At 60.0% G+C, this 12569-nt stretch carries 9 protein-coding genes; 2 read left to right on the forward strand and 7 right to left on the reverse strand.

All coding sequences use genetic code 11. The annotated features are described in order from the left end of the window. Positions 1-5: 5 nt before the first annotated feature. From mdtC to ACL2XP_RS05705, 5 genes are all read right to left on the reverse strand, one after another. Entirely contained in the window at positions 6-3092 is a 3087-nt protein-coding gene (gene mdtC, locus ACL2XP_RS05685) for a multidrug efflux RND transporter permease subunit MdtC (RefSeq protein ID WP_413737593.1), read from the reverse strand. Further along, positions 3089-6208 (reverse strand): MdtB/MuxB family multidrug efflux RND transporter permease subunit, encoded by a 3120-nt coding sequence (locus ACL2XP_RS05690; protein ID WP_413737594.1) that lies wholly within the window; start codon positions 6206-6208, stop codon positions 3089-3091. Before ACL2XP_RS05690 ends, mdtC begins: the two co-directional genes overlap by 4 nt. Further along, positions 6208-7464, reverse strand: a complete 1257-nt coding sequence (locus ACL2XP_RS05695) for an MdtA/MuxA family multidrug efflux RND transporter periplasmic adaptor subunit (RefSeq protein ID WP_413737595.1) — start codon at positions 7462-7464, stop codon at positions 6208-6210. The genes ACL2XP_RS05690 and ACL2XP_RS05695 overlap by 1 nt, the downstream gene beginning before the upstream one ends. Before the next feature lie 189 nt (positions 7465-7653). After that, the gene (locus ACL2XP_RS05700; protein WP_413737597.1) at positions 7654-8448 is read right to left on the reverse strand and encodes an ABC transporter substrate-binding protein; all 795 of its coding nucleotides are present in this window, start codon (positions 8446-8448) and stop codon (positions 7654-7656) included. A gap of 81 nt (positions 8449-8529) precedes the next feature. Continuing rightward, positions 8530-9693 (reverse strand): methionine aminotransferase, encoded by a 1164-nt coding sequence (locus tag ACL2XP_RS05705; protein ID WP_413737598.1) that lies wholly within the window; start codon positions 9691-9693, stop codon positions 8530-8532. Positions 9694-9935: 242 nt separating this feature from the next. Here ACL2XP_RS05705 and ACL2XP_RS05710 point away from each other — a divergent pair, with 242 nt between their 5' ends. Next, a complete protein-coding gene (locus tag ACL2XP_RS05710) occupies positions 9936-10862 on the forward strand; it encodes a LysR substrate-binding domain-containing protein (RefSeq protein WP_413737599.1) in 927 nt (308 codons plus the stop codon). Between the two features lie 86 nt (positions 10863-10948). Next, complete coding sequence (locus ACL2XP_RS05715; protein ID WP_413737600.1) at positions 10949-11905, forward strand: aldo/keto reductase; 957 nt, start codon at positions 10949-10951, stop codon at positions 11903-11905. A 59-nt stretch (positions 11906-11964) separates the two neighbouring features. Here ACL2XP_RS05715 and ACL2XP_RS05720 read toward each other — a convergent pair whose 3' ends face one another. Further along, complete coding sequence (locus ACL2XP_RS05720; protein ID WP_413737601.1) at positions 11965-12144, reverse strand: hypothetical protein; 180 nt, start codon at positions 12142-12144, stop codon at positions 11965-11967. Between the two features lie 125 nt (positions 12145-12269). Beyond that, the gene (locus tag ACL2XP_RS05725) at positions 12270-12500 is read right to left on the reverse strand and encodes a DUF1272 domain-containing protein (protein ID WP_413737602.1); all 231 of its coding nucleotides are present in this window, start codon (positions 12498-12500) and stop codon (positions 12270-12272) included. Positions 12501-12569 lie beyond the last annotated feature (69 nt).

Genomic DNA, 12569 nt, shown 5'->3' on the forward strand with positions numbered 1-12569 from the left:
GGTGCTTACTCTTGTGAACGGGCGAAAGCCGGTCCGTGGCCCGCACGGGGTTTAATTCGCAATTTATCGAAAAACAGATAAATCACCGGCGTAGTGTAGAGCGTCATCAATTGGCTGACCACCAGGCCGCCGACGATGGTGATGCCCAAAGGCTGGCGCATTTCGGCGCCGTCGCCGCTGCTTAATACCAGCGGCAGCGCGCCGAACAGCGCGGCCAGGGTGGTCATGATAATCGGCCGGAAACGCAGCTGGCACGCCTGGAAAATGGCGTCAAAGGCGCTGATGCCGCTTTGCCGCTGGGCGGTAAGGGCAAAATCCACCATCATGATCGCATTCTTTTTTACAATACCGATCAGCAGCAAAATGCCGATCATGGCAATCAGGCTGAACGGGGCGCTGAACAACTCCAGCGCCAGCAGCGCGCCGATGCCCGCCGAGGGCAGGGTGGATAAAATGGTCAGCGGGTGGATATAGCTCTCATATAAAATGCCCAGCACGATATAGACCGTCGCGATGGCCGCCACCATTAACAGCAACTGGGATTGCTGGGTTTGCTGGAACACCTTGGCTGTGCCGGCAAAACTGCCGCGCACATCGGAGGGGACGCCCAGGCTGGTCATGGCCCGTTCAATAGCCTGCGAGGCGGTGGACAGGGCCACGCCCTCCGGCAGGTTGAAGGAAATGGTCGACGACGCGGACAGCCCTTCGTGATTGACCGACAGCGGGGCGTTGGCCGGTTGCCAACTGGCGAACGACGATAGGGGGATCGGTTGACCGCTGCTGTTAATCAAGAACATCTGGTCCAGTGCGCTCGGGTCCTGGGTGTAGGCCGGCGCCACTTCCATCACCACTTTGTATTGATTGAGCGGTTGGTAAATCGTGGAGATCTGCCGTTGGCCGAAAGCGTTATTCAACAGGTTATTGACGTCGGATACCGACAGGCCCAGCCGGGCCAGCACATCGCGGTTATACAGCAGGCCCAGTTCCGAGCCTTTATCCTGCTGATCGGAGTTGACATCGGCCAGTTCGGGCAGCGCCGCCAGCGCCAGGCGGATTTTGGGTTCCCAGGTGCGCAGGGCGGTTAAATCGTCCGCCAGCAGGCTATATTGATAACTGGCATTGGACTGCCGCCCGCCGACCCGGATATCCTGCACCGCCATTAAAAACAGATCGGCGCCGGGTTCCTGCGCCAGCTTGGCGCGCAGGCGGACGATAATATCCTGCGCGCTGGCCTTGCGTTCGGACAGCGGTTTCAGGGAGATATACATCGACCCGGAATTGGTGCGCGATCCGCCGGTATAACCGGTGACATTATCCACCGCCGGGTCCTCGCCCACGATCCGCATAAAATCCTGCAGCTTGCCGCGCATCGCCTGGAAAGAAATGCTCTGGTCGGCCTGGATAAAGCCCAGCAACCGGCCGGTGTCCTGTTCCGGCATCAGCGTCTTGGGGATGGCGATATATAACCACACGTTCAGGGCCAGCGTAGCCAGAAACAGCACCAGCACCCAGCGGGCATGGTGCAATACCCAAAGCAGCGAGCGGGCATAACCCTGCTGTACCCTGGTCATAAAAGCGTTAAAACGATCGGGACGGCGGGGCGGGCGCGCCGACGTCCCCTGCAATAGCCGGGCGCAAAGCATGGGCGTGAGCGTCAGAGAAATCACCAGCGAGATCATGATGGCCACCGACAGCGTCACGGCGAACTCCCGGAACAGCCGGCCGGGCAGGCCGCTCATCAACAGCAGCGGAATAAATACCGCCACCAGGGACAGGCTCATGGACAACACGGTAAAGCCCACTTCCCTCACTCCCAGCAGGGCCGCCGCCAGGGGCTGCATGCCGGTTTCCACATGGCGGGCGATATTTTCCACCACCACGATGGCGTCATCCACCACGAAACCGGTGGCAATGGTCAGCGCCATCAGGGAAATATTATTCAGGCTGAAACCGCACAGGTACATGGCGGCGAAGGTGCCGATTAATGATACCGGCACCGCCAGCGCGGGGATCAGGGTGGCGCGCCAGGAGCGTAAAAACAGCAGCACCACCAGGATCACCAGCGCCACCGCAATCACCAGCGATTGCTCCACTTCGTCCAGCGAGGCGCGAATGGTCGGCGAACGATCCTGGGCGACGGTCATCTCGATCCCGGCGGGGATGCTGGCGCGCAGGGACGGGATGGCCGCGCGGACGCTTTGCACCGTGGAGATGATATTGGCGTCCGGCGAGCGGAAAATCACGATCAGGATCGCCGGCTTGGTGCCGGACATGCCGGCGTTGCGCACATCCTGCACCGAATCGCGCACCGTGGCGACATCCCCCAGGCGCACCGCGCCGCCGTTTTGGTAATGCACGATCAGCGGCTGGTATTCCGCGGCGCTGTGCAGCGCGTCATTGGTGCGAATTTGCCAGCGCGACAGCGGGTCTTCCAGCGCCCCCTGGGGGCGGCGCACATTGGCCTGGCCGATGGCCTCGCGCACTTCGTCCAGCGAGACGCCCTGATTGAACAGCGCCTGGGGATTGAGTTCCACCCGCACGGCGGGCAGCGACCCGCCGCCCACCGTAACGTTGCCGACGCCGTCCATTTGTGAAATCGTCTGCGCCAGCTGGGTGGAGGCGATATCGTAGAGCTGGCCCTGGCTATAGGTATCCGAGGTCATGGTCAGGATCATGATGGGCGCATCGGAGGGATTGACCTTGCGGTACTGCGGCCGGTTGGGCATGCCGCTGGGCAGCAGGCTTTGCGCGGCGTTCAGCGCGGCCTGCACGTCGCGCGCCGCGCCGTTGATATCGCGGTCAAAGTCAAATTGCAGAATAATCCGCGTGCTGCCCAGGCTGCTGCTGGACGTCATCTCGTTGACCCCGGCGACATGGCCCAGCGCCCGCTCCAGCGGGGTAGCCACCGACGATGCCATGGTTTCGGGGGACGCGCCGGGCAGGGACGCGGTCACCATCAGCACAGGAAAATCCACCTGCGGCAGCGGCGCCACCGGCAGCAGGCGAAAACCAATGACCCCGCATAGCGCAATCGCCAGGGTCAGCAGCAGCGTGGCCACCGGGCGGTAGATAAACAGGGCGAAGAATTTCATGTCGGCTCCGGCTTATCGGCGAGCGGACGGCGGTAGCGGGAGAGCCGGTCGAAGAGCAGATAAATCACCGGGGTGGTAAACAGCGTCAGCACTTGGCTGACCACCAGGCCACCGACCATGCAGATCCCCAGCGGCCGGCGCAGCTCGGCCCCCACCCCGGTACTGAACATCAGCGGCAGCGCGCCGAACAGCGCGGCCAGCGTGGTCATCAGGATGGGCCGAAAGCGCAGCAGGCACGCCTGGAAAATGGCCTCATAAGGCGTCATGCCCTTTTCCCGCTCGGCGGCCAGCGCGAAGTCGATCATCATGATGGCATTCTTTTTAACGATGCCTATCAGCAGGATAATGCCGATGATGGCGATCACGTCCAGTTCGTGGCCGGAGATCATCAGCGCCAGCAGGGCGCCGACCCCGGCGGTGGGCAGCGTGGAAAGGATGGTGACCGGATGGATAAAGCTTTCATACAACACCCCCAGCACGATATAGACCGCCACGATGGCCGCGACTATCAGCCAGACGGTACTGTCCAGCGCCGATTGAAAGGCCAGCGTGCTGCCCTGGAAACGGGTGGTGATAGAACCGGGCAGCTCCAGCGCCTGTTCGGCCTGAGTGATCGCGAAGACCGCTTCGCCCAGGGAGTAGCCGGGGGCCAGATTAAACGAGACGGTGGCGGCCGGGAACTGTTCCTGGTGATTGATCGACAGCGACCCCAGCCGTTGCTCCACGCTGCTGATGGCGCTGAGCGGCACCATATTATCGTTGCTGCCCTTGATGCGGATATTCGCCAGGGCCGCGAGGCCGGGCGTCGCATCGTTGTCTTGTTCCAATACCACCCGGTATTGATTGGCCTGGGTGTAAATGGTGGAGATCAACCGCTGGCCGAACGCGTTGTACAGCGCGTTATCCACATCCGCCATGCTGATGCCCAGGCGGCTCGCGCTGTCCCGGTTCACTTTGATATAGGCTTCCAGCCCGCGGTCCTGCAAATCACCGCTTACGTCCTGCAACTGCGGCAGGCTTTGCAAACGGGAGAGCAGCGGCGGCACCCATTTGCTCAGATCCTCCAGCGACAGGGTCTGGAGAGTAAATTGATATTGGGTATGGCTGAGCTGGGTATCAATGGTCAAATCCTGCACCGGCTGCAAATAAAGCCGCACGCCGCTCAACCCGTCCGTTGCCCGCTGCAGGCGATCGATGACCACCCCGATGCGGTCGCTGCGCTGATCCAGGGGTTTGAGGTTGATCTGCAGCCGCCCGCTGTTTAGCGTGGCATTGGTGCCGTCCACGCCAATCAGCGACGAGACGCTCTGCACCGCCGGGTCGCGCATGATCACCGACAGCACTGCCTGCTGGCGCTGGGCCATGTTGCTGAACGATACGCTTTGCGAGGCTTGCAGAGTCCCTTGGATCACGCTGTTATCCTGGGTGGGGAAAAACCCCTTGGGGATGGCCACATACAGCACCACGGTCAGCACCAGCATGCTGAAGGCCACCGCCAGCGTCAGCCAGGGATGGTGCAGCACTTTTTCCAGCCAGCGGCCATAGCCGGCCACGACCCGTTCAAAAATCCGTTCGCTGGCGCGGGTAAAGCGGTTTTGCCGGCGCAGTGATTCATAGCTCAGCATGCGCGCGCACATCATCGGAGTCAGTGTCAGCGATACTACCGCTGAGATCAGGATGGCGATGGCCAGCGTCACCGCGAATTCGCGAAACAGCCGGCCGACGATATCCCCCATGAACAACAGCGGGATCAGCACCGCGATCAGCGAGACGGTAAGTGAAATAATGGTAAAACCAATCTCGCCGGCACCTTTGAGCGCCGCCGCCAGCGGCTTCTCCCCCTGCTCGATATAGCGGGAGATATTTTCGATCACCACGATGGCGTCATCCACCACAAAGCCGGTGGCGATGGTCAGCGCCATCAGCGTCAGGTTATTGATGGAAAAGCCAAGCATATACATGGCCGCGAAGGTGCCCACCAGGGACAGCGGCACGGCGATGGCCGGGATCAGGGTAGCGGCGGCGTTGCGCAAAAACAGATACATCACCATCACCACCAGCGCAATGGATAACAGCAGTTCGAACTGCACATCGCTGACCGACGCGCGGATATTGGTGGTGCGATCGGCCAGCAGTGAAACGGAGACCGATTTAGGCAGGCTGGCGGTTAACGACGGCAGCAGGGCGCGAATGCTATCGGCGGTGGTAATGACATTGGCGCCGGGCTGGCGCTGGATATTCATCACGATCGCCGGCTGCCGGTTGGCCCAGGCCCCCAGGCGATTGTTTTCCGCGCCCTGTTCGATGGTGGCCACATCCCCCAGCCGTACCGGCGCGCCGTTTTGCCAACTGATAATCAGCCGGCGGTAATCGTCGGCTGATTTCATCTGATCGTTGGCCGACAGGGTAATGGAGCGTTCCGGCCCATCCAGGCTACCTTTGGCGGAATTCACGTTGGCCGCCGCGATGGCGGTGCGCACGGTTTCGCTGTCCAGTCCATAGGCCGCCAGGGCGGTGGCGTTCATTTTCACCCGCACCGCCGGGCGCTGGCCGCCGGAAATGGATACCAGCCCCACGCCGCTGACCTGGGAGATTTTCTGCGCGACCCGGGTTTCGACCATGTCTTCCACCTGGATCATCGACATCGACGTGGACGTGACCGCCAGGGTCATGATGGGCGGATCGGCCGGATTGACCTTGCTATATACCGGCGGATTGGGCAGGTCGGTGGGCAATAGGTTTGTGGCGTTATTAATGGCAGCCTGTACTTCCTGCTCGGCCACATCCAGCGCCAGCGTGAGCTGAAATTGCAGCGTGATGACCGAGGCGCCGCCGGAGCTTTGCGACGACATCTGTTTTAACCCCGACATTTGGCCAAACTGCCGCTCCAGCGGCGCGGTGATGGCCGAGGTTACGACGTCCGGGCTGGCGCCCGGGTAAAGCGTCACCACCTGGATGGTGGGATAATCCACCTCCGGCAATGCGGAAACCGGCAGCGTCCGATAGCCGATGATGCCAGCCAGCAGAATGGCGATCATCAGCAGCGTGGTGGCGACCGGGCGCAGGATAAACAGGCGGGAAGGGCCGCCGCTATGGCTGGGTGGCAACACCTCCATCAGGATTTTTCCCCGTGGCGCGGGGGAGTGGCGCTGACGGCGGGCTGGGTGGCGGCCGGGGCGATCACCTCCACCTTGACGCCTTCGGTCAGGCGATCGAGACCGTCGGTCACGACCCGTTGCCCCGCCTGCAGGCCGGCGGTCACCACCACCAGCTGGTTATCCTCCATGCCGGTGGTAATGCGACGCTGGCTCACCTGATTTTCATCGTTCAGCACCCAGACGAAGTGGCCGTTATTGCTCATCTGCACGGCGGCCGACGGGATGACCACCGCATTTTGCAGGGTAGCGACTTTCATGCGGATATTCACAAACTGATTGGGGAACAGGCTGTCGTCGGCATTATCAAAGCGCCCCTTGAGCTTCACCGTCCCGGTGGCGGCGTCAATCTGATTATCCAGGCTGAGCAGTTTGCCTTCGGTCAGTTTTTGTTTGTTGGTGCGATCCCAAACCTCGATGAGCGGCATCGCGCCGTTTTTTTGCGCGGCGATCACGCTGGGAATATCGCTTTCCGGCAGGGTGAACAGCACGTCGATCGGCCGGGTTTGGGTCAACACCACCAGGCCCGTGGCGTCGCCGCTGCTGATATAGTTGCCCGCATCCACCAGGCGCAGGCCGACCTTGCCATCCATCGGCGCGGTGATCCGGCTATAGGTCAATTGCAGTTCGGCGCTGGCGACGGCGCTGCGATCGACGGCCAGGGTACCTTCTGCTTCCCGCACCAAAGACTGCTGGGTATCCAGCTGCTGGCGCGAAACCAGGTTGGTTTTTACCAACTGCTGGTAGCGCGCCATATCCTGCCGGGCGTTGGCCAGCGTAGCCTGGTCTTTTGCCAATTGCCCCTGGGCCTGCTGCAGCGCCACGGCGAACGGGCGCGGGTCGATTTCCGCCAGCAGATCTCCCGCCTTGACCCACTGGCCTTCGGCGAAGTGCAGCGCCATCAGCTGGCCGTCGACGCGGCTGCGCACGGTAACCGTCCCGGCAGGGGTGACGGTGCCCAGACCGGTGAGATAACGGGGTACGGATTTGGCCTGGGCGGTGGCGGCCTGCACCGGCGACAGCGTTTCCGGGCGGCGACCGCCGCGCGCGCCGGCGCGCCGGGAGGCATTGGACCCTTCGGCGCGGTGCTGGGCCGTCGCCGAGGAATCCGCGGCGTTCTGTCCGTGAAAATGTCGCCAGAGGAAAAATGCGCCGATAACGATCACCAGCAAAGCCGGTATCACCAGCCACAAGCGTCCAATGCGTTTACCCTTCATGTATCGCTATACCTGTAATAACGCAAACAGGGCACAAGCATCGCACGTCCCTGCGTAAAGGAAAATGATATAACCAGTTTAGACAAAAAAGCGCGGACAAAGATGGAGGAACTGTGGAGGTGGTGTCAGGGTTTGTAGCCGGTCCTGCGAAATGCCCCCGCAACTTTCGCCGCGGGGCGTTAGCGGGTATCAGTTCTGGGCGCTGACGTCGATATCGCCGAAATATTTATGCGCCAGGGTGGTCACCGTGCCCTGGGCCTTCACTTTAGCGATGGCGTCATTCAACTGTTTTTTCAGGGCATCGTCGCCCTTGCGGATGCCGAAGGCGATGCCGCTGCCGAGGATGGCGTCGTCGCTGACCGCCGGGCCGACAAAAGCGAACCCTTTGCCCTGCTCCTGGGCCAGGAAACCCGACTGCCCGGCCGGGGCCAATACCAGCGTGCTATCCAGGCGGCCCGACGTCAGATCCATATAGATCTGGTTTTGATCCTGGTAGGCCACCACGTTGACGCCCTGTTTGGCCCAATGGGCATTGGCGTAGGATTCCTGGATGGACCCTTGCAATACGCCCACGTTTTTCCCTTTCAGCGCCTCTGGCGTCGGCAACAGGCCGCTATCGGCGCGGGCGATAAGCTTGGTCGGCACCCGATAAATCACGTTAGTGAAATCGATGGCCTGGCGGCGTTTTTCCGTCACATTCATCGCCGAATTGATGGCATCGAATTTACGGCCCTGTAGCGCGGGAATCAGACCGTCGAACGAGGTATCGATCCATTCGCACTTAACGCTTGCGGCCTGGCATACGGCGTTGCCCAGATCGATATCGAAGCCCTGTAGCTCACCGGTCGGCGATTTGGATTCAAACGGCGGATAAAGCGCCTCCAGGCCGAAGCGGATTTTGCCCTGCTCGGCCATGGCCGACATCGGGGCCATGGCGCAGGCGAGCGCCAGGAGTGTTACCAGAGGTATCGCTATTTTTTTCATTATCCGTCCCGTCAAAAGTAGATCGTTAAATTATAAAGTAAGCCAGGAGGCACCGCATGTGCCGCGCCGGGCGATTATCGTTCAGGATGCTTTCCATTCACACAGGCGGCGCGCCCCTTCCAGCAGCGTTGCCTCGTCCTTGGCGAAACACAGCCGGATCGTGCCGGTATTGGTGCCGTCGCTGTAAAAAGCCGACAGGGGAATGGATGAGACTTTGGCGTCGCGAATCAATTTTATGACCATATCGCCGTCGCTGTCCGCGGAAAAATGGCTAAACTGCGCCAGCAGGAAAAAACTGCCGGCGCTGGGCAACAATTTAAAAGGGGAATCGCGCAGGGCGCTGGTCAATATGTCGCGTTTGCGCTGGTAAAACGCCGACAGGCCGAGATAGCTCTCCGGCGAGGCCAGCGCCTCGGCAAAGGCATACTGCATCGGCGTGTCAGCCGAGAACACCATAAATTGATGCACCTTGCGGATTTCATGCATCAGTTCAGCGGGAGCCAGGCAATAGCCCACCCGCCAGCCGGTGACGCTATAGGTCTTGCCGAACGACGACACCACCACGCTGCGCTCGGCCAGGGCCGGATAGCGCGCCATGCTGCGATGGGGTTCGCCGTCAAACACCACGTGTTCGTAAACTTCATCCGAGAGGATCAGAATGTCGGTGTCGGCGGTCAGCGCGGTCAGCCGCTGGATATCCGCTTCGCTAAAAATAGTGCCGGTGGGGTTATGCGGGCTATTGATGATGATCATGCGCGTGCGCGGGGTTACCGCCGCCGCTACCGCCTCCCAATCGATGCTGTAATTGTCCAGCGACAGTTTCACCGGCACCGGCACGGCGCCCTGTAGGCGGGTAATGGGGGCATAGCTGTCAAAGGCGGGTTCGAAATAAATCACTTCATCGCCGGGATGAACCAGCGCGCTGATGGCGCTGTAAAGCCCCTGGCTGGCGCTGGCGATGATCGTTACTTCGGTTACGGGGTCATAACGGCAGCCATACAGGGTAGCCACTTTCTCCGCCAGCGCTTCGCGCAGCGCGGGCAGCCCCGGCATGGCCGCGTATTGGTTATGTCCGGCGCGCATGGCTTTAGCGGTATTTTCCACCAGTTGCGGATCGCAGTCAAAGCTGGGGGCGCCCGATGAAAGATTCAGCGCCTGATGTTCGGCGCTAAGCAGGCCGATGGTGGTAAAAATGGTGGTACCGACATCGGGTAGCTTAGAGCGGGGCGGAATAGCGCTCTGCATGGGGTAATACCTCCTGGTGCGTGGATAAGAACATAGGGTCCGCGGCCGCCCGCGGGCAAGGTGCGGGCACTGGGCCGGCCGGCATGGCTTAATGATTAAGCCGCATAACCCTTGTGACGACAACTGATTCTTTGTCATACTAGCCATGCATCCAGATCATGGCACGGTTGACCATGCCCGGCGGGCGCACCAAGGAGTGAATGTATGATCGCCATACTGATAATAGCAGGGCCGGCGGCGGCATGATGAATCCGCTGCCCTCCCTAGACGTACTGAAAACCTTTGTCGTGGTGGCCGAACGGTTGAATTTTACCCATGCCGCGCAGCGGCTGCATCTGACCCAGGGCGCGGTTAGCCGGCAAATCGCCGGCCTGGAGCAGCACCTGGGGTATGCGCTGTTCATCCGCCAGGCGCGCGGCCTGTGCCTGACCGAGGCGGGCGCCGCGCTGCTGGCCCCCATACGGCAGGGCCTGGGGCAAATCGACGCGGCGCTGGCCGGGGTGAATAACCGTCCCGATACCCTGCGGGTCAAGTGTCCGACCTGCGCGATGCGTTGGCTGTTGCCGCGCATTATGCAACTGCAAAATCAGCATCCGGAAATCGACATCGCGCTGACCACGGCTATTTCGCACGGCGTTGACTTCGCCAGCGAGCATTTCGACGCGGCGGTGGTGTTCGGCCGGCCGGAGAATAAAAAAAACCGCGTTTCTCATCTATTCGATGAAGTTCTTTCGCCGGTCTGTATCCCCGATTTATGGACGGGGGAGACGGATGTGGCCGCCGCCCTGACCGATAAAACGCTGCTGCATCCCACCCGCGATCGCCGGGATTGGCTATTATGGTTAACAGCGGCCGGCTGCGATGGTTTACCGGCGGTCAAGGCCCAGCACTTCGATACGCTGGATCTGGCCATGACCGCCGCCCTGCAAGGATATGGGATCGCCATGGGCGATCTCTGCCTGGTGGAATACGATCTGCAGGCCCGCCGCCTGATTGCCCCTTTCCCTTTATGCATTGAAAGCGGCGCGGCGTATTATCTGGTGTATCCGGAACAAAAAACGCTTTCGGCGGCGTTGCAATTATTTATCGGCTGGATGGAACACGAAGCGCTGCTCAGCCGGCAGCGATTGGCGCTCAATCTGTCCGGGGCACGGTTGGTCACGGCATAAACGCGGCAAGGCCGTAATATTATTGCAACCCCGCACATATCGCTCTCATCCAGATAACGATTATCCTGATAAGCAAGGAGATAACGATGGAAACACGTACTTTGGGCCGCAGCGGCCTTCGTATTCCCCCGCTGGTATTTGGCGGCAATGTCTTTGGCTGGACCATCGATCAAACGGCCTCCTTTCGCATTTTGGATGCCCTGGTGGAACAGCAGCTTAACTTCATCGATACCGCCGATGTATATTCCAGATGGGTTGAAGGCAACCAGGGGGGCGAATCGGAAACCATTATCGGCAATTGGCTGAAAAAAAGCGGCAAGCGCGATGCGGTGATTATCGCCACCAAGGTCGGCAAACCCATGGGCGACGATAAGAAAGGCCTGTCGGCGGGCTATATCAAACGTGCGGTGGAGGATTCCCTGCGCCGCCTGCAAACCGACTATATCGATTTATATCAATCCCATGACGATGACCAATCCGTAGCGCTGGAAGAAACGCTTGGCGCTTTTGATGCGTTGATTAAAGAGGGAAAAGTACGGGCTATCGGCGCGTCGAATTATACCGGCCCGCGGCTGGCCGAAGCCCTGCGCATCAGCGAGCAGAACGGGCTGGCGCGCTACGAAGCGCTGCAACCTTTATATAATTTGTACGATCGCCAGGAATATGAGCAACATTTGGCGCCGGTGGTCGCCGGCCACGGCATCGGCGTCATTAATTTCTATGCGCTAGCCAGCGGCTTTCTGACCGGCAAGTATCGCGCCAAGGAAGACGCCGCCAAAAGCCAGCGCGGCAAAACGGTTGTGGACCGCTATCTCAATGAGCGCGGTATCCGCATTTTGCAGGTCCTGGATGCCGTTAGCGAGCAGCACCGGGTGACGCCCACCCAAGTGGCGTTGGCCTGGCTTATGCAGCGGCCCGGTATTACCGCACCGATTGTGAGCGCGACCTCCCTTGAACAGCTCGATGAGTTGTCAAAAGCCATTACGCTGAAACTCAGCGATGAGGATTACCGTCAGTTGGATGAGGCCAGCGCCTGGAAATAAGCATTTACCCCGCGGTGCCATTAAACAGCAAATAAATGGCACCGCCGCGGTGGAACATATTAAAAAGATTTCACCAGTTCGCCGACGCGTTGTTCCTGGCCGCCTTTAATTAATGAATCAAACGATTTCTCAGCCTTCCGGACCTGCAGAAAAAATTCTTCCGGTGATAAGTTTGCCGCCTTGCCGCTCATATAAGCCAAGGCCAGTTCTTTTGCCTGAAAACGTGAGAAATTATACATTTTATGCCCCTAAGCGTTAATGAAATATCAAGGCGGGACGTCTTCTCCGTTGCCCGCGCTGTTAATAGTACGGCAACCGAAGGGTATTGATAGCGGGTTTGATAGATAGATTCGATAGCTGAAAGTTAACGCTTTGCTACTATCCGCTGGGTAGAGGCCGGGTGAACGGCAAGGCGATGCGCTGGGCGGATGGGCCTTCTGACTAACTCTCCGCCGCAGTTGGGGCAACTATTGTGCAAAAACCGCTGTGCGCATGCGGCACAATAGGTGCATTCATAGGAGCAAATACGCGCATCCGGGCTATGGGGCGGCAAGTCGGCATCACAGCGTTCGCAGTTCGGGCGCAGTTCAAGCATGGCTCATTCCGTTACGGTGAAAACATTAACCACGTTTTACCAGACTTAAGCTGCCCGATACAAGGCGAA

The sequence above is a fragment of the Sodalis sp. RH21 genome (assembly GCF_047324175.1).
Taxonomy (GTDB): Bacteria; Pseudomonadota; Gammaproteobacteria; order Enterobacterales; family Enterobacteriaceae; genus Acerihabitans.